General features: G+C 40.5%; 19 protein-coding genes and 2 tRNA genes. 14 read left to right on the forward strand and 7 right to left on the reverse strand.

Annotated features, from left to right (window positions below; genetic code table 11):
- Nucleotides 1-35: 35 nt before the first annotated feature.
- Complete coding sequence (locus tag ACPPVU_RS13605) at nucleotides 36-209, reverse strand: ribbon-helix-helix domain-containing protein (protein WP_426667057.1); 174 nt, start codon at nucleotides 207-209, stop codon at nucleotides 36-38.
- A 46-nt stretch (nucleotides 210-255) separates the two neighbouring features.
- The gene (locus ACPPVU_RS13610; RefSeq protein ID WP_426667058.1) at nucleotides 256-1,113 is read right to left on the reverse strand and encodes an SPFH domain-containing protein; all 858 of its coding nucleotides are present in this window, start codon (nucleotides 1,111-1,113) and stop codon (nucleotides 256-258) included.
- Nucleotides 1,114-1,225: 112 nt separating this feature from the next.
- Between ACPPVU_RS13610 and ACPPVU_RS13615 the strand changes: the two genes are divergently transcribed.
- Nucleotides 1,226-3,292 (forward strand): HD family phosphohydrolase, encoded by a 2,067-nt coding sequence (locus ACPPVU_RS13615; protein ID WP_426667059.1) that lies wholly within the window; start codon nucleotides 1,226-1,228, stop codon nucleotides 3,290-3,292.
- Between the two features lie 210 nt (nucleotides 3,293-3,502).
- A tRNA-Ser gene (locus tag ACPPVU_RS13620) sits at nucleotides 3,503-3,589 on the forward strand.
- Nucleotides 3,590-4,159: 570 nt separating this feature from the next.
- Here the strand turns inward: ACPPVU_RS13620 and ACPPVU_RS13625 are convergent.
- The 4 genes from ACPPVU_RS13625 to ACPPVU_RS13640 all read right to left on the reverse strand — a co-directional run bounded on the left by ACPPVU_RS13625 (nucleotide 4,160) and on the right by ACPPVU_RS13640 (nucleotide 8,923).
- Nucleotides 4,160-4,591 carry a nuclear transport factor 2 family protein gene (locus ACPPVU_RS13625; RefSeq protein ID WP_426667060.1) on the reverse strand — a complete coding sequence of 144 codons (432 nt, stop codon included), beginning with the start codon at nucleotides 4,589-4,591 and terminating at the stop codon, nucleotides 4,160-4,162.
- 62 nt (nucleotides 4,592-4,653) lie between these two features.
- Entirely contained in the window at nucleotides 4,654-5,547 is an 894-nt protein-coding gene (locus tag ACPPVU_RS13630; protein WP_426667061.1) for a helix-turn-helix domain-containing protein, read from the reverse strand.
- 673 nt (nucleotides 5,548-6,220) lie between these two features.
- Nucleotides 6,221-7,630 carry an FAD-binding oxidoreductase gene (locus tag ACPPVU_RS13635; RefSeq protein ID WP_426667062.1) on the reverse strand — a complete coding sequence of 470 codons (1,410 nt, stop codon included), beginning with the start codon at nucleotides 7,628-7,630 and terminating at the stop codon, nucleotides 6,221-6,223.
- A 201-nt stretch (nucleotides 7,631-7,831) separates the two neighbouring features.
- Nucleotides 7,832-8,923, reverse strand: a complete 1,092-nt coding sequence (locus ACPPVU_RS13640) for a nickel-binding protein (protein WP_426667063.1) — start codon at nucleotides 8,921-8,923, stop codon at nucleotides 7,832-7,834.
- A gap of 733 nt (nucleotides 8,924-9,656) precedes the next feature.
- Between ACPPVU_RS13640 and ACPPVU_RS13645 the strand changes: the two genes are divergently transcribed.
- The 9 genes from ACPPVU_RS13645 (at nucleotide 9,657) to ACPPVU_RS13685 (ending at nucleotide 18,632) form a co-directional block, all read left to right on the forward strand.
- On the forward strand, nucleotides 9,657-9,911 hold the full coding sequence (locus tag ACPPVU_RS13645) for a hypothetical protein (RefSeq protein ID WP_426667064.1): 255 nt from the start codon (nucleotides 9,657-9,659) through the stop codon (nucleotides 9,909-9,911).
- A 74-nt stretch (nucleotides 9,912-9,985) separates the two neighbouring features.
- The gene (locus tag ACPPVU_RS13650; RefSeq protein ID WP_426667065.1) at nucleotides 9,986-12,256 is read left to right on the forward strand and encodes a GH92 family glycosyl hydrolase; all 2,271 of its coding nucleotides are present in this window, start codon (nucleotides 9,986-9,988) and stop codon (nucleotides 12,254-12,256) included.
- Between the two features lie 277 nt (nucleotides 12,257-12,533).
- Entirely contained in the window at nucleotides 12,534-13,670 is a 1,137-nt protein-coding gene (locus ACPPVU_RS13655; protein WP_426667066.1) for a YncE family protein, read from the forward strand.
- 130 nt (nucleotides 13,671-13,800) lie between these two features.
- A tRNA-Pro gene (locus ACPPVU_RS13660) sits at nucleotides 13,801-13,874 on the forward strand.
- Between the two features lie 310 nt (nucleotides 13,875-14,184).
- Nucleotides 14,185-15,417 (forward strand): site-specific integrase, encoded by a 1,233-nt coding sequence (locus ACPPVU_RS13665; RefSeq protein WP_426667067.1) that lies wholly within the window; start codon nucleotides 14,185-14,187, stop codon nucleotides 15,415-15,417.
- A gap of 311 nt (nucleotides 15,418-15,728) precedes the next feature.
- Nucleotides 15,729-16,025, forward strand: a complete 297-nt coding sequence (locus ACPPVU_RS13670; protein ID WP_426667068.1) for a helix-turn-helix domain-containing protein — start codon at nucleotides 15,729-15,731, stop codon at nucleotides 16,023-16,025.
- A gap of 211 nt (nucleotides 16,026-16,236) precedes the next feature.
- Entirely contained in the window at nucleotides 16,237-16,638 is a 402-nt protein-coding gene (locus ACPPVU_RS13675; protein WP_426667069.1) for a hypothetical protein, read from the forward strand.
- Nucleotides 16,639-16,679: 41 nt separating this feature from the next.
- Nucleotides 16,680-17,639, forward strand: coding sequence for a zeta toxin family protein (locus tag ACPPVU_RS13680; protein ID WP_426667070.1), 960 nt, complete (start codon nucleotides 16,680-16,682; stop codon nucleotides 17,637-17,639).
- Nucleotides 17,640-17,735: 96 nt separating this feature from the next.
- Nucleotides 17,736-18,632, forward strand: coding sequence for an Rpn family recombination-promoting nuclease/putative transposase (locus ACPPVU_RS13685; RefSeq protein WP_426667071.1), 897 nt, complete (start codon nucleotides 17,736-17,738; stop codon nucleotides 18,630-18,632).
- Nucleotides 18,633-19,081: 449 nt separating this feature from the next.
- Here the strand turns inward: ACPPVU_RS13685 and ACPPVU_RS13690 are convergent, their stop codons facing one another.
- Nucleotides 19,082-19,354, reverse strand: coding sequence for a hypothetical protein (locus ACPPVU_RS13690; protein ID WP_426667072.1), 273 nt, complete (start codon nucleotides 19,352-19,354; stop codon nucleotides 19,082-19,084).
- 379 nt (nucleotides 19,355-19,733) lie between these two features.
- Between ACPPVU_RS13690 and ACPPVU_RS13695 the strand changes: the two genes are divergently transcribed.
- From ACPPVU_RS13695 to ACPPVU_RS13705, 3 genes are all read left to right on the forward strand, one after another.
- Nucleotides 19,734-20,510, forward strand: a complete 777-nt coding sequence (locus tag ACPPVU_RS13695) for a metallophosphoesterase (protein ID WP_426667073.1) — start codon at nucleotides 19,734-19,736, stop codon at nucleotides 20,508-20,510.
- A gap of 694 nt (nucleotides 20,511-21,204) precedes the next feature.
- A complete protein-coding gene (locus ACPPVU_RS13700) occupies nucleotides 21,205-22,242 on the forward strand; it encodes a sensor histidine kinase (RefSeq protein ID WP_426667074.1) in 1,038 nt (345 codons plus the stop codon).
- Nucleotides 22,239-22,958, forward strand: a complete 720-nt coding sequence (locus ACPPVU_RS13705) for a LytR/AlgR family response regulator transcription factor (RefSeq protein ID WP_426667075.1) — start codon at nucleotides 22,239-22,241, stop codon at nucleotides 22,956-22,958. Before ACPPVU_RS13700 ends, ACPPVU_RS13705 begins: the two co-directional genes overlap by 4 nt.
- Nucleotides 22,959-22,962 lie beyond the last annotated feature (4 nt).

The raw sequence follows: 22,962 nt of genomic DNA on the forward strand, positions 1-22,962 counted from the left end.
TGATTTGGTTAGAATGAACTAAACTGAATTAGCCTTTAACTGTTGTTCTGGTCTTTCTTCCGGGTGCTTTTCTTCCGCATAGTTAAAGCTTGCTGCAGCAGGTATTCGATCTGCCCGTTAGTGCTCCTGAATTCGTCAGCGGCCCAGGTTTCTATTTCCTTCAACACTTCAGGATTAATTCTCAATATAAATGCTTTCTTTTCAGCCATAATTTGACATAGTGCCCATACGCGACCTTATACTATACTGATTCAATTAATGATACAAAGTACCTGTATTAACTACAGGATTAACACTTCGGTCACCGCATAAAACCACCAGCAGGTTGCTTACCATTGCTGCTTTGCGTTCTTCATCAAGATTTACAATGTTTTTTTCTGATAACCTGGCTAATGCCATTTCAACCATGCCAACTGCGCCCTCAACTATTAATCTGCGTGCCGAGATAATGGCTGATGCCTGTTGCCTTTGTAGCATAGTATGTGCAATTTCAGGAGAGTAAGCTAAATGCGATATGCGCGCCTCCAGTACTTCAATGCCCGCACGATCTAAACGCTCGTTCAATTCTTTTTCCAATAAAACACTTACCTGCTCGGCGCCGCCTCTTAAAGTGATACTGGCTGTTTCGTCTTCAATATTGTCATAAGGAAATGAATTGGCCAGGTGCCTTACTGCCGCTTCGCTTTGTATGTTTACATACTGGATATAATTTTCAACGGCAAACACTGCATTAGCCGTGTCTTTTACCCGCCAAACAATTACCGCAGCAATTTCAATCGGGTTACCAACCTTATCGTTAACTTTAAGTTGTTGTCCGTTCAGGTTAAAAGCCCTTAGCGATACTTTCTTTTTTACAGTAAATGGGTTTACCCAAAAAAAGCCATCATGCTTTACTGTACCCACATATTTGCCGAAAAGTGTCAGCACTTTTGATTCGTTGGGGTTTACAATAACTAATCCCGGTAATACAAAAACAAAATTAATTATCCCTAAAATGGCAGCAGCTGCTATTTCTTTAAATGCAAGTCCAAGCACAGTTAAAGCAAGCAATATTAAAAATAATGAAAAGGCGAGATAGCCGGAAGGAGGGCTGATGATTTTTTCAGTATTCATGATGATGTGATTTTAAATTGATATCATAAAGATATCAATTAACTATTGATATAAGCAAGAAAATCCGTAGATAACAGAAACTTATATTATTTTTGATACCACAAACAAATAAATGGCTAAACTATCTCCTTCGCGCCAAAAGGCTATCATGCGTAAATACTCTGATAATGTGAAGTATTTAATGATGGCAGCCAGTATTTGCCTCATTGTTTTCACATTACCAAAACAGGCCAAATTCAGATATGAGTATGATCGCGGGCGTATCTGGACACAAAAAGACCTGTTATCACCCTATAATTTCGCTATATTAAAGACCTCGCCGGAAATTGAGAATGATCAGCAGGCTGCCCTGCGCAGTGTAGTTCCGGTTTACCAGTTGGATAGTGATATGGGCCAGGCCCAGCAAGAGGGCTTTAAAAATGATTTCGAAATAAAATGGCATGACGCCGGTATTAATGATCGCAAAAAGCAATCTTATTTATTGGAAGGTGAAAGTTTACTGAAGGAAGTTTATGACAAGGGGATATTATCGTTAAATCCTAAATATCAGCAAAGCCAACAAAACTATCCAATTACAATTCTGAACAAAAATGTAGCTACGGATAGGAACACCGCTGATGTATATACAAAGGAAAAAGCTGTGGCTTATTGCAATCAGCAGCTGAGCAATCGCAAAGATATTGACAAAACGTTTTTGCTTGACCTGATACAGAACAGGCTACAAAATAATCTTAGATATGATGATAAGCTGACCTCGAGACTAGAAAAAGAGGTGCTGGAGGGGTTGTCCCAAACCCGGGGAATGGTGCAAAAAGGAGAGGTGATCGTAGCAAAAGGTTCGGTGATCAATGATGCCATATACCAGAAACTCGAATCATTTAAAAAGGCTTTTGAAGATAATGCGAGGGTAAATGGTGATCGCCGCCTGGTTTTGCTGGGCCAGTTTTTATTAGTTTCAATAGTGATATGCTTGCTGGTGGTGTTTCTTTACCTCTTTCGCAGGGACATATATGACGATAACAGATTAGTATGCCTTATATTATTGGTAGTCACAGCCATGCTGGCATCTTTATCATTGGCTATAAGGCTACAGTTGCCCAATCTTTATTACATACCTTACTGTATAGTACCTATTATTATCCGAATATTGTTTGATACACGCCTTGCGTTGAATATTCATATACTGGTGATATTAGTAGCAGGCTTTTTTGTACCTAACAGTTTTGAGTTCGCTTATTTTGAGATCACAGCCGGTATGGTTTCAATCTATAGTATCAAAAATCTGATCAGGCGTGAGCAGTTCCTCATCTCAGCGGTTATTATCACCTTTGGCTATTTTCTGTCGTTTCTGGGAATATCATTTATCCGCGAGGGTAGCCTGACCACTATTGACTGGATGGATTTTGTACCTTTTGTAGTAAGCGTTTTATTAACACTGCTGGCTTATCCGCTTATTTATTTATTCGAAAAAGTGTTTGCCATTACCTCAGATATTACACTTATCGAATTGACCAACACCAATGCTCCTTTGCTACGCGAACTGGCATTTACGGCGCCGGGTACTTTTCAACACTCGCTACAGGTTGCTAACCTGGCTGAAAATGCTATTTTCTCTATCGGTGGTAATGCTTTACTGGTGAGGGCAGGTGCACTGTACCATGACATTGGCAAATTGGAAAACCCTTTGTATTTTATTGAAAACCAGAGTCCTGGCTTTAATCCTCATGATAAGCTGTCTTATGAGGAAAGTGCCCAGATAATCATTCGTCATGTGAGTAAAGGTATTGAGATGGCGCGAAAGGCCAACCTGCCGGAGATAGTTGTAGATTTTATCCGGACTCACCATGGTAATACCAGGGTGGATTACTTTTATCAGTCGTTTCTGAAAAATTTCCCTGAGAAGTTTGTTAACGAAAATATTTTCCGGTACCCGGGACCTATTCCATATTCAAAAGAGACCGGTGTTTTGATGCTTGCCGACTCTGTTGAGGCTGCATCCCGTTCGCTACGCGAGCCGGATGAGAAATCCATCAGCGACCTGGTTGATCGTATTGTGAGATACAAATTGAATCAGGATCAATTGAAAGACAGCAATATAACACTGAAAGATATCGAAACTATTAAAACGATCTTCAAACGGATGCTGATGAGTATCTATCATGTACGCATGGATTATTAAGCTAGTTGATTGAGTTAAATAGTTGATTGGTTGGTTAGGTTAAGTGATTAAACAGTTAATGAAATTTATTTTGACTAATCCAACTTATTCTAATTCAGGCAACTTAATCCAACTCAATCAACTTATTCAACTAATACTGAAAATATTTTTTGACGACTTATACGAATTACTATATTTGCAATCCCAAAAATGGGGTTTTATATTAAAAAAGGTGAGGTGCCTGAGAGGCCGAAAGGATCAGTTTGCTAAACTGACGTACGGGAAACTGTACCGAGGGTTCGAATCCCTCCCTCACCGCTGAAGCAAATATCAAAAATGCTCAAAAGCCTGTAAATCAACTAATTTACAGGCTTTTTTATTTTACCCATACGTCAAAATATGTCAAAAAAAACGGGCTATTTTTTTACGCGATTGTGTAGCCTTTCTTTTTTCAAAGAGACATCATAAAAGTAACATAATGATCTTTAATACAACTCGTTATAAAAATTTAACATCTTGAAAAAAAGGCTTAAAAGCCTACATTTATAACCTTTAAAAATGCGCGATTATGGTAGAAAAAACTCTTGGGCTTATGTTTTTCATGAAACATAGCCGAAAATTAAAAAATACAGAGATGTACATTTATCTTCGGATAACGGTTGATGGTCGGTTTAACCAATTGTTTCTTATACTCTAAAAATTGATACTGACATTAAAACAATGGAATAAATGATTGAGTTTCTACTTAGGATGATGTTTTGAAAATTGAAACAGTCCGGTGGTCTTTGAGTTAAGCCATTTATAATGAGACTTCAAGCCATCTGTAGAAATAGCTTTAAAGTGAATCAAGCCTGTAATGATGATTACAGACTTGATTTCCAGCTTGGTTTACTTGGAGACAGAATATACTGCGTTTATCTTCCAGCCATTTGCCGTATTAACCAAAGTTACATAGTTCGTTCGTGTGAAGTCTGGATAAACCATATCAAATTTAACAACTGCCAATTCATTACCGTTATTTATAAGTGATGTGTTTATGATGCATCCCTGGTTCAAATTTTGATTTTCCATTAAGAAGGTTAATATCTCTGCTTTTGTAAAGCTCAACATGCTTTTGCCTCCAAGCATCAAAAATTTCAAATTTTGATCGACTATCGACCCGAAATTTTTTATATAACCTTCGGCTATTGCGCTGATATATGTATTTACGGCTTCTTTAATAGTTGATAATTTTTCACCCAGTTTAAAGGGTGCTGCTTTTAGTTTTGCTGAGCCGAATAGTAAAATTAAACTCAATACTAGTGTTCTTAAATTTTTCATAATATAAAATACTTTAAATAATACAGTACAAAAGTATAGCCTCAAATTAGAACGGACTTTGCTTACAAGTTCAGAAAGTTGCCCTTAAAGTTCAACTGGCTGATTGCCTTTTTCCGGCTGCGCGGCGTTACACCAAAACGATCGCGGAATGCCCGGCTGAAATGAGAAGGGCTCTCAAAGCCGCTCTCAAAAGTAGCTTCACTAACGGTTTTGTCCGTATTGGTCAATAAATTCATAGCATGATTCAGCCGCTTTTCCATAAGCCATTTGCCAGGGGTACATTGAAAGTGTCTTTTAAAATCTCTTTTAAATGTAGACAGGCTCCTGTTACTTAAAACTGCCAGGTCTTCCAATTTTAGATTGAAACAATAATTATCATCCATCACCGCTTGTAGTGAGACTGCCTGGGGTTCATGAAGTAATGAACCGAAAAATGACAATAACTCACTGTTGTGAGCGTCCTCGGCCAGTGTCAAAATTAGTTCCCTAAACTTAATCTCTATCAGTGAGGGATCGGGCTCACGGCCGCTTTCGAAAAGTAATACCATGGTTTGAAAGAAAGCTCTAACCGGCTCGTCACTATTAAGCGATATGACTGGTTGATATTTTTCTTCGGGCCGGTATAGGGGAATGGTTTTACTTCTCAGTACATCGCAAATAAACTCATCGGGTAAAAAGAAAACGACGAGGCAAAAAGCGCCGTCGAAAAATTGCTCAAGGATAGACGCGCCTTTCCTGACAAAGACGCAAGAATCTCTGTTCAATTCATAAGACCCATGAGAAGTATGCCATACTTTTCGCCCTGCCATTACATAAACGATATAGTTATGATGACTCCAAACATCCTGGAAACGTGATTTTAAAGGGCAGTTGTACAAAGTGATCAAACTTTCCCCACATTTGAACTGGCGATAAATTTTCGGATTATTTATCTTTCTGTTATATATATTGATCATTGCAACAATTTAAAATTCTCGGTTATTACTTAATTAGTGTTTTCAATTTATTTAAAAGGAAAGTCAATCACTTTGAACAATTCCCCGGCTCTGCAAGTATCCAAATGCGAAGAATTACCCACGCCTTCAATAGTATAATGGAAACCAGCCGCCAATTCAGAGCCGTCGTCATTTGGGACTTTTTTTCAAAAACTAGTTTTTTTGTCGAATCCGGGATATCCCTTATTTTCATTACAGAAATTGTAGAATCGAAAAGAACCCTTTTTTGATTTCTTATGAATAAAGAAAAAGTAATGTTCTCCTTATTATCTGAAAAGTCCTTTTTTGCATATAGTACAAACCTAATTGTCCGGACTGGGACGGGATTTTTGACAAGTTTCTCTTTTGAGCATGATAATTGAGTTGAAATCATCATCGAGATTAAAACTAACCCTATAGCTTTTATTTTCATGTAATTGATTTTTGATTAGATATATTATGTTCAAGAGAAAGATTTTTACAAATCATTTCTTTGCAGGTACAGAAAATGAATAGGGGTTATTTTCTATTCCGCTTAATTTTTATTAGATACCGTCAGCCTTTAAAAGCCATCGGTATTATAAAGAGCTTTAATCGCAATACGAACCAGTTTGCGAAGGAGGGGTAATAAGCTGTGCGAAAGTGATGCTAATCTCTATATTGGGTTAACAGCAGTTTTTTTGGGAAAAATATTCTGATTGACCCTAAAAAAATTAGTTGGATCATATTTATTTTTAATTATCGTCAGACGTTCATAATTACCCTTGTAACTTGCTTTTATGCGATCCTGCCCTTCGTTCATTATAAAATTCAAGTAAGCGCCCCCGGCAGAAAAAGGGTGTAAGGCTTCCCAATAATTTTTACACCAATCCGTAATTTTATCCGCATTCACTGGATCGGGATCAACTCCAATTATCACTCCGGCATATTTTGCATCTCTGAAAGCCCAGGGCGTAGCATCACTTGCAATACGTGCCGCAGCGCCGCTAAGCGGGTACAGATGCATTTGGGAAAGTGGAGTAGGTATGGTTGATCCGAATTCTAGATGTTTAGCCCTCGCTTGTTCATTGATATCGTTATAGAAATCAGCTCTCCAATACCATTGCAAACCTGGGGGAAGCATACCGTCAAACATTTGCTGTATAGCTGGATATGGCATTTCGCCCAGCATTTTAAATAGAGGATTCATTGCAAGAATTGGTTTAAATGCTTCTTCTGCTTTTTCTAAATCCCCTGAATAGCACCATACTATCCCGCAAAATTGTTTGTTATGCAGCTCTTCCGGAAAAGGCGGGCCGGGAATAACGAGGGTAGCAATAAACCCATTGAGCTCATCGGGTGCGTTATGAATAAAATTATGATACCATTCCATAATCTCTTCAGTTTTTTCAATAGGCCATAGTGTTGGCCCTCCAAAAACATTTTTAACAGGATGGGCCTGGAATTTAAATGACGTAACTATTCCAAAATTGCCGCCACCTCCGCGGATAGCCCAAAACAGGTCGGGATTTTTGCTGGCGTTAACGGTAAGCGTTTCACCATTTGCTAAAACCATTTCTGCTTCAAGCAAATTATCAATGGTGAGACCATGTTTTCTGGCCAGATATCCAATCCCGCCTCCAAGAGTCAACCCACCTACACCTGTTGTAGATATGATACCGGCGGGTACGGCAAGACCGTATTCGTGAGTTACTGCATCAACCTCTGCCCATAAATTGCCGCCACCAACACGAACGGTTTTTTCATCAGCATTAACCTGCACAAACTTTATTCCTGATAAGTCAATTACCAGGCCGCCATCACATAGCCCCAATCCACCACCGTTGTGCCCACCTCCTCTAACAGCAACTAAAAGATCATTTTCTCTGGCAAAATTCACAGCATTTACAACATCACCAACATTTCGACACTTGACAATCACCCCAGGATGTTTATCGATCATGGCATTGTATACCTTACGAACTTCGTTATAAGTAGGATCTTCAGGAAGAATTACTTCACCTTGAAATTCCCGGATGAATTTTTCGATAACTGACTGACTTAAGTCCTTAACTAAAACTGACATAATATTGTATTTTAAAGGATTAATTATCCTGATTAAAAAATTCCTTTTCGGAACCGGTATGGCCCCTGATCCTATTAAGGAACTTCATCAGATTTATTTTTATCAAAATTAGATGCTGACCAAATTGGTGACTACAAATTTTAGTTCAATTATTAGCAATTTTGGTTCAAACGTGCGGAAGAGGATCGAATTGATAAAATGCTATTCAGCTAAATAGCTGGAAGGAAGAAAGTTATATCTTTTTTGAAAGCACTTGGAAAAATATGAAGGACTATTAAAGCCCGTCTCAAAAGCGATTTCCGAAATGTTCCGGTTGCCTTTATTTAATAAAATCAAAGCCTCATCTAATCTGTAGTCTTTGATAAAAGTGTTCGGTGATTTGCCGGTAAGTAAAATCAATTTGCGATATAGCTGAGATTTACTGCATCCTACAGGCTTACTAAAATCATCAACTTTTAAATTAGTATTGGTCCAGGTAGATTCAAGATAATCCATCAAAAGCGTTAAAAATCTTTCGTCTTGTTTTGTCAGACAAAATATATTATCCTGGTTTAAGGCATTTGCGTTTTCGCTATCATATAACTCCTTGACCTCTGAACCGATTATAACCTCGCTCTGAACAATCCTGCACATCCTTTCGGCCAATTTTATGGCATCTTCAAAAATTAAATTTCTTTCCGAAACCGGAACTCCGGTGCTCAATCCTATCTTCAGATTAAGTCTGCCCGCCATTTTATCTTGAAATTCATTAAGTAATAATTGGATTTCAACCGCGGCCCGTACCGCTTTGGTGACAGATTTAAACGAGATCAAAAAATGGTTTTCACTCTGTTTAACCACGCCGCCTTCATATGACTTTAACAGTTCAAGAATAGCATTATTATGACACTTCAAAGATGATTTAAGTTGATCGGATTTGGAAGGTGCGGGAACACCATTTAATGATATGACCATTATGATCCTAAAAGCAGGATCATTAATAATATTTAATGCTGTATTCTGGGCCTTAACGGGATCTTCAATGCGCCCTAAAAATGATTCAACTAAACTTGCATCAACTTCTATTACCCTATGCGGTACATCACCATGTGCTTTTGCATGCATTTTTCTAATTGCGTCCGCATCGGGTGCTTCGATCAGGCAAAAAGCTGTTTTCCTATGGTCATCAAACCAATAAGTTAGTCCTCTGCAGCTATATTGATCCTGGATCTTTAAATCCTCCTGATGTATCTGTGCCACAATTTCCGCTGTAACCGCTTCGGAAACATCGTGCCGGTCCATAAAAATTGACATACTGAAATAACTTTAAGTGAGTTCTATTCAAATTACTCCAAAGGTCATTATTATAACATAAGAATTAATATATTATTTTATTTGATAAGCCTAATAAAGATTTAAATAGTAAAATCATCTTTAAATTGATAATAAGCATATTAAAGCATCGCCATCTTTATTTGGCTGGGGATATTAAATATTATTGAAGGGCCTTTCTGTATAATGTGAAATCTCAATACCCCTTCAGTTTTTGCGGCAGGGGTGTGCTCGTTTATCATAAGCTCACCATATTTTCCTGTAGGAATTTTTGAAATCGGGTGGTATTTTAATTGACAAATTTTACCATGTCGACAAAAGTCTGCTGTTGAATTTTATTATCTTTTATAATAAAGGTATCTGTTCCTAGTATAATTCATGTTTTTAATTTTAATGCTTCCAGGTATTAACGGAAACGGCGATCCTCAAACAAATAAAGGAAATACATGACCAAGTCTTAAAGATATATAAGGGTGTGGAAGACTAAAAGGGTTAATTCACTGTCTTATTTTTCTTGTCACAAATAATAGGAGGTCGGGATGTTGATTAGCAGCGTTATCGGTTGTTTTTAAAAACAGGTAAATGTTACTTTCTTAAAAAAGTCTATTTTAGAGCTGAAATTCTACTTTACTCAAATGCGGGTAATGATCAGCATCATGAACGATATGCCGCTATCAAAAAATAGAGCCGTGTTGCCAATAAAAAGCAGCCAAAAGTGCTGGCATCGGCATCGAGGATATATGATGTCAGTGTAATGCAAAATAATTTCTCTTTTACAGCTAAAAGCCCTGCAAATACACTGAATAGCGCCCGTGTTTTGCTACCTTCGAAACCCGGAAAGATAACGGTTACCAACAGCGGCGGACAAACTGTTACCGATGTTAAATCATCATGGGATGAATCATCAAATACCCTTTACCTCGGGTTTGAAAACAGCCCGGATGGCATCAAGGTAAATTTGGAATGGTAAATTATCCGGCATCCAAACTTTGCAATTAATTCATAGCGATGGGTTTAAACCATCGCTATAAACAAATATAATACATGAAATCATCCCTTCTTTTTCTAACCCTTCTTCTTCCATTTTCGCTGTTTGCACAGAAACAAGTGTCGCCTGCAGATTATGTTAACCCGCTAATGGGTACGCAATCTAAATATGATCTGTCAAATGGGAACACTTACCCGGCTATCGCACTGCCATGGGGCATGAACTTTTGGACACCCGAAACCGGCAAAATGGGCGACGGATGGCAATACACGTATGATTCTTATAAGATCAACGGCTTTAAGCAAACACATCAACCGTCACCCTGGATGGGCGATTACGGTCAGTTTGCCATTATGCCCGAAACAGGCCATATCAAAGTGACCCAAAATGGTCGCCAAAGCTGGTTTTCGCACAAAACCGAAATCGTAAAACCTTATTATTACAGTGTTTATTTGGCCGACCATGATGTGACCACCGAGATCGCGCCAACAGAACGCAGTGCACAGTTTAGGTTTACCTTTCCAAAAAGTGACAGCTCATTTATAGTGATCGATGCTTTTGATAAGGGGTCCTATGTGAAAGTTATTCCTGGTGAAAACAAGATCGTTGGATATTCAACCCGCCATTCATGGGGGCCATTGAAGAATTTTAAGAATTACTTTGTAATTTATGTAGATAAGTCAATAGCACTGACACGATTGTTCAGTGATAGTACACAGGTTGATTCTGCCGAGGTGCATTCAAAACATGCCAGTGCAGTGATTGGTTTTAAAACGAAAGCAGGGGAGAAGGTGCACCTAAGGGTAGCATCTTCCTTCATCAGCCTGGAACAAGCTGAGCTAAACCTGAAACGCGAGTTGGGTAACGACAGCTTCGATGCAACCGCACAAAAAGCGAAAGAGACCTGGAATAAAACCTTAAGCAAATTAGAGGTTGAAGGAGGTACCCTGGATCAAAAACGCACTTTTTATTCCTGCCTGTACAGAATGTTGTTCTTCCCGAATAAAATGTACGAGGTTAATGCTAAAGGGGCCATTGTGCACTGGAGCCCATACAACGGCGAGGTATTACCGGGCTACATGTTTGCCGGTACCGGATTTTGGGATACCTTCAGAGCTTTATACCCTTTCCTGAACCTGGTTTATCCATCTATCAATAAAGAAATGCAGGAAGGGCTTATCAATGATTATAAAGAAGGCGGCTGGCTGCCCGAATGGTCAAGCCCTGGGTATGCGGATGTGATGGTGGGTAACAACTCAGCTTCTGTCGTGTCCGAAGCTTACCTGAAAGGGCTGCATGGTTATGATATTGAAACTTTGTACAAAGCGTTGATCCACGATGCTAATAATACTGGTCCGCGTGCTGCGGGCAGGAGAGGGGTAGAATATTATAACCAATTAGGTTATGTACCTTATGATGTAAAGATCAATGAAAATGCTGCCCGCACGCTGGAATATGCTTATGATGATTTTGCTATTTACAAATTGGGCAAAGCGCTGAATAAACCCGAATCAGAGATCGGCATTTATAAAAAACGCAGCGTGAATTATAAGAACCTGTTTGATCCTTCAACCGGATTAATGCGCGGAAAGAATAAAGATGGCACATGGGAAACTCCTTTCAATCCATTCAAATGGGGCGATGCCTTTACTGAAGGTAACAGCTGGCACTACAGTTGGGGGGTGTTCCACGATATCCAGGGACTAGTTAATCTGATGGGTGGCAAAAAACAGTTTGTAGCTAAACTGGATTCTGTATTTACGCTGCCGCCAATATTCGATGACAGCTATTATGGCGAGGTGATACACGAGATACGTGAGATGCAGATAGCCGGAATGGGACAATATGCGCACGGCAATCAGCCTATACAGCACATGATCTATTTATACAACTATGCAGGCGAGCCCTGGAAAACACAATACTGGGCCCGCGAAACTATGAACAAAATGTATAAGGCTACGCCTGATGGTTATTGTGGTGACGAAGATAATGGACAAACATCGGCATGGTATGTATTTTCGGCAATGGGTTTTTACCCGGTATGCCCTGCCGCCGGACAATATGTTTTAGGGGCTCCACTGTTTAACAAGATAACACTGACGTTAGAGAATGGTAAGAAAGTGATCATCAATGCACCAAATAACAGTGCCGATAATAAATATGTAAGCACGCTTACCTACAACGGGAAACCTTATGATTTTAATTATTTGGATCATAAAGCCCTGATGCAAGGCGCAGTGCTCAACTTTAATATGTCGGCCACACCAAATAAACAAAGAGGCATAAAGGATAGCGATTTTCCTTACTCGCTATCTAATGAAAAATAAAACGCCGAGGTTGAGCATAATTAGTTGAACTAGTTGAGGGTAGTCCCTGGTAATTTACCGGGTATTTTTTACTGATAATGATTATATTAACACCGACATTGAAAACAAATAATGAATAACATATCTCAAAAATCAAAAAAGGCATCTCCCTCATTGCTAAATTGAATGCTGCTTGTTTACAAGTGGCATTTTGTTTTAGGCTATATCCAATTAATTAATAAGATCAATCGGGTAAGTTTATTATGTTTGATTACCAATTACATAAAAACCAATTTTTATGCAAACAAAAGCCAGTCGCTTTATTTTAATATTGCCTGTTACTGCTTTATTGTTCATGGCAATGAGATTGCCTATAAAGAAGATTGTAAATCAAATAAATGAATCTGTTTCGGGACATTACTTATATGTGGCGGTACCTGGAATACGAGATTATATGGGATATGGGGGGCATGGTTTGTTGGTGTTCGATATGGATCATGGCCACAGGTTTGTGAAAAGGATTGAAACCCGGGGCTTGCATCCAAACGGAAGACCATCAAATGTTAAAGGAATAGCAGTCAGTATTCCATTGAATAGTATTTATATCAGCACTTTAGAAACGTTGCAGCGCATTGATCTTTCGTCGGGGAAGATCGTATGGGAGAAAACCATCGAGGGCGGCTGCGACCGCATGTCCATATCGCCTGATGGTAAAACAATGTATTTGCCATATCTTGAAGGGAAAGTATGGAATGTAGTAGATTGCAAGACTGGTGAAACTATAAAAAAGGTCAACGGTTTTACCAAATCTCATAATACGCTTTATAGTTTGTCAGGAAATCATGTTTACCTGGATGATATTGCCTCGCTCTGGTTAAAAATAGCAGATACAAAAACCAATGAAGTGGTTGGAAAAATTGGCCCGTTCGGAAACTACATCCGCCCGTTTACAATTAATGGAAAAGAAACCAGAGCTTATGTAACGGTGGATAGCTTGCTTGGATTTGAAGTAGGGGATATAACTACCGGTAAAAAACTTAATCATATAGAGGTAGAGGGGTGGACTACGGGCACTGTCAGGCGTCATGGTAACCCAAGTCATGGTATTGGTCTTACACCTGATGAAAAGGAGCTGTGGCTTTGTGATGGGTTTAACATGCGATTGCACATTTTTAGTGCTGTTGAACCTTATCAGCAATTAACTACCATACTATTACAAGATATGCCGGGCTGGATAACTTTTAGCCTGGATGGCAAATATGCCTATCCCTCAAGCGGAGAAGTGATCGATGTGAAAACACGAAAAGTTCTTTTAACACTAAAGGATGAATTTAACAATAATGTGGGCAGCGAAAAAATGGTTGAGGTTGATTTTGAAAATGGCAAGCCTGTAAGAGCTGGAGATCAATTTGGTATAGGACGCGTAACACAATGAGGATCAGTGGTATTTGCTTTCATCAAATAAGCCCCCTGATTTAAATTCATTAATTATTGAAAATTTCTTGCGTTCTTTTTTAAAAAATATTTGCGGAGAAGATTTTAAATCTTACTTTTGCAACCCCAATCGGGATGTAGCGTAGCCCGGTATCGCGCCACATTTGGGATGTGGAGGCCGCAGGTTCGAATCCTGCCATCCCGACTAAAGCGGTACCAACCAGTATCTAAAAGCCCTTAAATCTATGATTTAAGGGCTTTTTAGTTTTATTCCAGCCCAATTTATTCAAGTTATATCAAAGAAAATGTGCCCTATTCGGTGCCCTATATTTATATTTTATATTAGGGCACAAATAGCATATTAAGTATTTGATAGTCAATTGATTGCTTAGTTTATTTTGATTGTTTTTAGCCCCCTTTGCTATGGGTTTAAAACTGTGGAAATTTGCCCCAGGTGGCAAAAGACACTAAAAACCGTCAATCTGATGCTATTCGTAACTTAATAATTGACAAATATGAAAACAATGAACAACACCTTTGGCGTTATCTTTTATTTAAGGAAGTACAAAGCCACGAATGACGGCAAAGCACCTATTTATGCAAGGATTACCGTAAACAGCAGTCGGACAGACCTTTCTGTTAAGGCTTCAGTATCGCCGGCGAACTGGCATGAAAGCAAGGGCATGCCTAAGGGAGCTTCGAAAGAGGTTGCCAAACTGAGTCAGTTTCTTGAACGTTACCGGGGCGGGATTGTGGAGAGTTACCAGGAATTACTACTTGAAAAGAAGACAATTACAGCGGAACTCGTGAAGCGAAGATTCGTCGGGGATGATAGAAATGATCAGACTTTGTGCGCTCTTATGGATTACCACAGGGTACATGAAGGGACCATTTTGGAAGAGGGGACGATGAAAAATTATATTACTACTGAAAAATATGTAAAGGAGTTCTTGAAAGTTCATTTAAAAACAACAGACATGTTCCTGTCGGAGCTGAATTATCAGTTTATTACTTTGTTTGAAAATTATCTCAGAAAAAGAAAACCTGAAAAGGGGCAGAGGCCCCTTAGCACCAATGGGGTGATGAAACATATCGAACGCTTTTGTAAATTGCTGAATCTGGCGGTACGGCTGGAATGGTTGGTCAGAAACCCTTTTCAAGCCTATAAGCTAAAGTTTCAGAAGGTAGAGCGGCAATACCTTACAGGGATAGAACTAAAGACAATAGAGGGGAAGAAATTCAGCGTTCCGCGCCTGGAAGTAGTCCAGGATCTTTTTATATTCAGTTGTTATACCGGGCTGTCATATATCGATGTGTTCAATCTGAAGAAGGATTATCTCGTTGAACGTGGACCGGATGAATACTGGCTGCTCACGAGGCGCCAAAAAAGTGATGAACCGGTTAAGATACCCCTATTACAAAAGCCGCTGGCGATCATCAGGAAGTACCGGGACCATCCCCAGGTACTCGCCGAAGGTAAGCTGCTTCCGGCTTTGACTAATCAGAAACTGAACAGTTACCTGAAGGAGATCGCAGATATCTGCGGCATCACTAAACCCCTGACTTTTCATATTGCTCGTCACACCTTTGCTACCACGGTGACGCTTACCAATGGGGTGCCAATTGAAACTGTGAGCAAATTGCTGGGCCACACTCAGCTCCGGACGACTCAGGTTTATGCCAAAGTGGTGGAAAGCAAACTCGGTGATGATATGGCTCAACTGAGCCGGCGGTTAGCGAACAAATAGATCTTTCAGATCAATCGATTTTCTAAATTGTCCGGGGAAAATCCGGATGATGCCTGAGCGGCGGCGGGCGAATTTGTAGCCCGATCCTCCCCATATTTTAATGAGGACGGTTTGAAAGTATACATTTATTTTTGATAGCAGAAATAAACAGGATCATGGCCAGTGTTATTCCGGGGTTTTTTCTTTTCACCTGCTGCGATACTTCGGGAAGCTGTAATAATACCGGAGAGGCTGGTGAGGGAAAAAAGAAAAGGTAGCTGGGGACTGGCTGAACAAAAGAAAAGCCAATAAATAACAGGAGGGGGTGAAAAGTGAACGTGGAATTAATTACAAAAGATGATCTCGAGCTGTTCAAAAAGGAACTGTTCGAGCAGATGCAACAGATCATGAACAAGCCCCAATTCGGGGAGCAGAAATGGCTAAAAAGTTACCAGGTAAAGAACCTGTTAAAAATATCGCCTGGCACATTGCAGAATCTCAGGGTAAACGGTACGTTGCAGTTTACAAAAATCGGCGGGATCATGTATTACAAATATGAGGATATCGTTAAAGTACTGGAAGGACAGAAGGGGAGCAGCCTGGAAAGCAGACATCCCTTACGCAAATAATAGCCTCGCCATTCCAGGGATTGCTATGTCTTTTTTTTAAGGAGGGCTCTTTGTGCTTGCTGGGAATTGTTCATTATAGCACTTTGTTGATCGTTGGAAAAATGGGAGGGCCGAAGTTGTTTGAACAGGATAAAAGCGACGGCCTGCGTTTGGCAACTAATAAAGAATTACTTAATATTTATTAAATTTGGATTGTGACATGGAAAAAATTATGGAAACCCAATTTGTGACAGATGTGGTAACCGGGGAGCCTATAAGGGTCAACCTGAGTATGGATTACCAGGAGTATCTGGAGCTGGCTAAAAAAAATGACCTGCCTTTAACGCCGACGTCTACTATACAGGAACGCAATCCGCTGGATTGGTATTCACTGACCGAAAGCGCCAGTTCTATACTTAACGGACTTGTAGCCCTGGCATCCCGCGAGCATATGAAAGAACAGGATAAAGCAGATCCCGATCAAAAACGCTTGGCGGAGCTAATCGAGTTACGCAAAGAGGCAATTGCCGCAGTAAACAATAATGAAAATTTCGCGAGCCTTGAACGCATGGATGAGGTTATAAAAAAATATAGCCCGATTTTACAGGCCGAGAAAAAAAAACTTCAGATCTAAGCGATACGAATACGATCGATTTTTCAGCGTCCCTCGAGACATTGAACGCGGTTTCACCAAAGCAGTTTGAGCGGATTCAAAAGATCATAATTGATGACCTTACTACTGCCAAAAAGCCATCTGAAAGCCCGGTGGTTATTATTACAGGCGGGCAACCCGGTGCAGGGAAAACGGAACTGGAAAGATTGGCCCGGATTGAATTAGGCGGTAATATCGTTAGCTGCAACGCCGATAATTTTAGGGACTATCACCCCGGTGCTGAAGAAATTAAGCACAGATTCGAAACTTATTATCCTGAACTAACCGCCAAATATGCGCAGGACTGGAATAATGGCTTAAAAGTTTACTGTGAAGCAAACCGGTTGAATTATATCCTGGAAACTACTTTTTCATCCGGCCTGGTAATGAATAAAACCATTGCTGATTTGCAGCAGAAAGGCTACCGGGTGGAAATCAAATTGATAGCAGTGCACCCTAAAATAAGTTTATTGGGTACAAATGTCCGGTTTGAAGAAATGAAAGCCAAAGAAAAAACAGGAAGAATGGTGATCAAGGAAGCTCATGATGACCGTTACAGTAAACTGGTACCGACCCTAATAACAGTTCAATCTGCATCGTTATATAATAAACTGCAAATCTATGGCCGAAACGCGACATCTCATCAAAAGTCCGATATTGACGGAATACACCTGATCGCCACCAATCCCCCCGATGCGGTACAAGTATTCCAACAAGTGTTTGACCAGCCATGGCCGGCCAAAATGATGCAATATTTTGAAGAGAAAATGCAAACAGTTATCCGGCTTAAGGAAGCGAGGAATGCCCCTGCGGAGGAAATAGCCAAATTCAGGGAAGAAATGAGTGCGGAATATCTATCGCCCCGCCAGCTGCAGCAACTCTCAGATCAGCAGAGGCAGGAAGAAAATGCCGCTCAAAATTTGGGACAACAACAGGCCAAAACAACACGCCAGCAATTGAGGAAGGGGCCAAGAGTGAGGTGACGCTTTTGGCCCGGGTCACCGACGTGAAAGATGTGGAAGCTTGTTTAAACAAAAATAGTATCAGCAGATCATAAACCTATTTCCTAATATTGTGCCATGCGAAGAAAAGATGATGTCCTTTGGAAAGGCATACTCGAAGACGTCTTTGACGACTTTTTGCGTTTTCTGAACCCTGATGCCGAGTCACTGTTAGACTTTGGTAAAGGGTTTGAATTTCTGGATAAAGAATTACAGCAGGTGCTCCCGCCCGAAAATGAAGAATTTTCGCCAAAGGTCGTCGATAAATTGGTGAAAGTATTTACCAAAACCGGTGAGGAAAAATGGGTATTGGTGCATGTGGAAATACAGGGACAGTACCACCATGATTTTGCGAGCCGGATGTTCCGATACTATTATCGTCTGATCGATAAGTATGGGAAGCCCATCACCGCCTATGCCATCTTTACGGAGGCTAATCTTAAAGCCAGGCCTGATTGTTTTGAACTCGATTTTATGGGCACCAGTCTGAAATATACGTTTAATACGTATAAGATAGCCAGCCAAAGTGATGAAGAATTATTGGCGAGTGAAAACCCGTTTGCGCTCGTGGTTCTTACCGCAAAAACCGCTCTTTCAGGTAGCGGGATCAAAAGCAGCCTGGAACGGGATGAGCTATTGCTTAATTTAAAGCTGGAGCTGGCAAAACAATTGCTGATCAGACAGATACCAAAAGAAAAGGTACGGGTAATGATGAATTTTCTAAAATATTATACCCGTTTTGAAAATCCTGAAATAAATAGTAAATTTGAACTAGCTGTAGAAGTTTTAACCGAAAGGAGCAACACAATGGGTATTGAAGAATTATTATTGGACAGAGCAACCAAACAAGGTGAACAGAAAGGAAGCCATGATAAGGCAGTTGCGATTGCTAAGGAAATGAAAAAAGATGGTGTTGCCATTGAACAGATTGCGAAATTTACCAAGCTTTCTGTTGAGGAAATAGAAAAATTATAATCATTAAAGTTTTATAATATTCATGGAGCCACTGCATTTGTAGTGGCTTTCTTTTTTGCTGGTTAAACAGCCATCCCGATTATTTGACGACACCCTTTTCACTTTTCCGCCTCTCGGATGTGTTTTTTTTCCTCACCTGCAAGACTTTTACATCATGTTCAGGAGGCCCTTGGATAACCCATCCTCCATTTCATCAAAAGACACCGGCGCCAGCAAAATGATCGTCTTTCCCAACCTCACCCGACTTCGGAGGGGGAGGCCAGATTCCAGTTGTTGTTAAACAACTGTACATCTGGCCGATTGCGTGCAAGGCAATCTATCCCAATACCGGTGAGGGAAAGTTAAATGCCGGAATAACAGATGAAGCAGAAAGCGATGGGTCCTACTAACGTGATAAGGAACTACAAACTTTGCTGCAATGCTCGTGAAGGGCACGGCTCACGATGCGGCTAAAGGGTTTTGATCAGATGCTCTTTACCATTATAATCCACTCTCACTAACTCTTTTCTGTCGCAGTACTCATGAACCATATGTTTGTTAGTAGGACAAACCGACGCATCATAATAAGTAAGGTAGCCGCCCTTTGCAAACTTTTCCCTTTTGATAGCTTCAAAGGTCGGCCTTAGTCTTTCCCGTAGTTCCTCGATTGACAGGTCGAAGATCGAAACGGAATGGATATCTTTAGCAGGTATATTGCTCATGATCTCTTGAATTGCTCTCATACAAATATAGTTAAAAGGGTTAAAGAATAATAGAGGTTAACGAGCTTGCGGGGTTACTGGAGCGGCAAATTTAGTTGCCCGGTAAAGCATATATCTATGGGCGGCGGGAAAACTTCCAGGGGCCCGATCCTGAAAGTTTACCCCGGCAGGTCTGTTAGTCGCTTCCATGGTTTACAGGATGGCGCATGCTGGTTGGATCTGGGATATATTGTCCGCTCAAACAGGCCGCCCTGACAAATTATTCCAGCCTTTTGAAGCTTAAACTATTGATAGTGTATGATTAGATTTGCGTATTAATATTGGGTGTTGGCTCTAATTCTGATCAGGATACCGTGTGTTTTCTGAGTAACTAATTCCGTAATTATAAAAATAGCCTGCAATGCGCACATTTGTTATGGGGGACATACACGGAGCTTTCAGAGCACTCATTCAGTGCCTGGAACGATCCGGGTTTGATTATGAAAATGACCAACTGATTCCGTTAGGAGATATCGTGGACGGCTACCCGCAGGTATATGAATGTGTAGAAGAACTTTTGAAAATAAAACATTTGACCGCGCTTAAGGGCAATCACGACGATTGGTTCGATGAATTCATCAAATCCGATTTACATCCTTATTTCTGGAATCATGGCGGTAAGGGAACTTTGATCTCGTATTTAGAACATGCTGGAAAAAGCGGTCGTTTTTTCGCTAAAGGAAGCGGGTATAAAACCGCATTGGAATCACGGGATATTCCGGAAAGGCATAAACTGTTTTTCAGTGGGCTTAAGCCATATCATATTGATCAACACAACAGATGCTTCATACATGCCGGCTTTAACCGAAAATTACCCTTTCATGAACAAAAAACAACTGATTATTACTGGGATAGAAATTTATGGCGGCAAGCGCTTGAGCACGCTGAAAATGGAGAACCTTTTACCATGATGACGGTTTTTAAAGAAATTTATATCGGTCATACGCAAACGACGCATTGGGAAACGGACCAACCTTTACGGGCGTTTAATATCCATAACCTTGATACCGGCGCAGGGGGTGCCGGTCGATTAACCATTATGGATGTAGAAACTAAAGCATACTGGCAGTCTGATTTAACGTCGGATCTCTATCCGGGCGATTTAATGGAGAACCAAAAAACCTATTCGCATAGTTGAGCACGGTATAACCTGCATTTGAAAGCTATTATCAGAAGTACTGAAGAACAATTGGCGAAAAAGAACCTAAACCGGTACCGGTCGAAAGCAGATATAGCAATGCGTTCAACTCCATAAACTTTCATTTTATAAGAAATTTGCTTACTTTTGATTGAGTAAGTTCATTGACTATCACTTATACCGATAAACAGCTATAAAGGCGACCAAACCGCAGCATAATCTATGCGCCCTATTCGGTGCCCGTTCCTGTTTGTTTTCGATATAACTTATTGAATATCTTAGATTTAAGCGGCTGGATCATCGTCCTGCCATCCCGACAGATAGTGATACCAAAAAGAATCGAAATCCTGTAAATCGAAAGATTTACAGGATTTTGTGTTTTAGACCCCTTTATCTCTAGAAAATGCATCAGATGTCATTTAAATGTGTAAGAAATTACTGCTTCTTTGGCGGTATGAACATGTTTTTGAAAATATCAACACGTCTGCGCTTAATTTTACCTGCCTTATATTGATCGGTCCATTCTCTAAAGAAATTTAATGGCGGTTTTACTTTTATAATGCAGAGAAATATCCAATCAGGCGAAAATCCTCCGGAAAGTTAAATAATGTTAAACTACCCGATCTGTCGTGTCTAATCGCAATTTGCCCTCCTCTTTTCTCGTTCATGTAAATATTAACTTATCACAAACGAAATGTTGAGATCTTTAAAACCAACAGTATTTCTGGAGATCTTTCTGCACCTTTTGTTTTGGGCATTCATCACGTTCATGCCTATTCTTTCAGGCCCGTTTGGTCCGCGGGGATTCTTTTCGCCCTGGCATCTGGTTCTGATCAACACCTTGTTAGCCTTCCAGTTTTATCTGAACGCATTTGTCCTGATACCCATTTTTATAAGTAAAAAAAAGCAGCTTTGGCTTTATTTCGCCCTGATGCTGAGTTGTTTCATTGCACTCCACCTGGTCATTATCCATAGCAGGCCCCCTATGCCCTTTTTTCCGGGTTTTAAAAGGGCTGGCTTTCCGCCAAAGATTCCCTTTTTGGCCAATTTCAACTTGCTGCCACTGGCGGCCATTACTGCTGCTGCATTCGTCTACCGTTACCTGGCGGACCGCTTTCGCAGGATCAACGATGAACACGACCTTACTAATGTCGGCCTCGTTTCCGAGCTTGCATTTCTGAGGTCGCAGACCAACCCGCATTTTATCTTTAACGTTATTAACAGCGCCGTGGCATTGGCCCGCTTAAACCCGGCCGCTGTAGAACCGACACTAATACAAATCTCCCAATTGCTGCGACATGTCCTGTACCTGTCTGATCAGGAAAAAATAACCATGCGCCAAAAAACTGATTATTTGAGCAGCTATGTTCACCTGCAAAAATTACGGTTCGGGGAACAGATCAAAGTAGCCTTTCACATCAGTATCACCGCTCCGGAAAAGACACTCGAGCCGATGCTGCTTATTCCCTTTGTAGAAAATGCTTTTAAACACAGCTGTAGAAATACAGGCGACGCTGAGATCAGAATAAACCTTGTATCCGACGAAAAAAAGCTGGACCTCAGTGTTTATAATACTTACGATCCGGACGCCTTGCGACAGGACGAGCATCATGGCATTGGCCTTCACAACGTAAAAAGAAGACTCGCCCTATTATATCCAAACATACACCAGCTGTATATAAGTCAGTTCGAAAATACCTACCAGGTAATCCTTCAAATACAATTCAAATGATACAATGCTTACTTATTGACGACGAGCCCTTAGCACTCGACCTGATCGAAGACAACCTGAAACAGGTCGGCTACATCAGCATAGCAGGCCGGTGCCGCACCGCCGCGGAAGCGCTGACCTTTTTACAGCGTGAACCCATTGACCTGTTATTCTGCGATATAAACATGCCCGGGCTGAATGGTTTGCAGCTCGTAAGGAGTTTGATCACCAGCCCCATGGTCATTTTCATTACTGCCTACGAAAAATTTGCTGTGCAAGGTTTTGAACTGGATGTGGTGGACTACCTGGTAAAGCCTGTGGCGCTAGAGCGCTTCCTGAAAGCCTGTCAGAAGGCCCATCAGCTTTTTGAATTGAGAAAATTGTTACAGGGCAACATCCAGCCGCAACGAAAACACCTGTTCATACATGCGGAATATAACCTGGTTAAATTATCGCTCGATACAATTGAGTATATCGAGGGCCTGAAAGATTACGTCAAAATACATGTTACCGGCAGGGAAAGACCACTGCTCTCCCGGACGACCATCAAGGCCCTGGAGCTGCAGTTGCCACCTGATCAATTCTTCCGCGTGCATAAATCCTATGTCATTAATGTAGATTATGTCACCCGCATCCAAAAGGGGCGTATCAAGACCCTGAATTATGAGCTTCCACTGAGCGATAACTATCGTGATATGATAAATAGAATGATCGGCAGGCCCTTACCGGAAGCATAGATTA

It is taken from the genome of Mucilaginibacter sp. McL0603, from assembly GCF_049992945.1.
In the GTDB taxonomy this organism is placed as follows: domain Bacteria; phylum Bacteroidota; class Bacteroidia; order Sphingobacteriales; family Sphingobacteriaceae; genus Mucilaginibacter.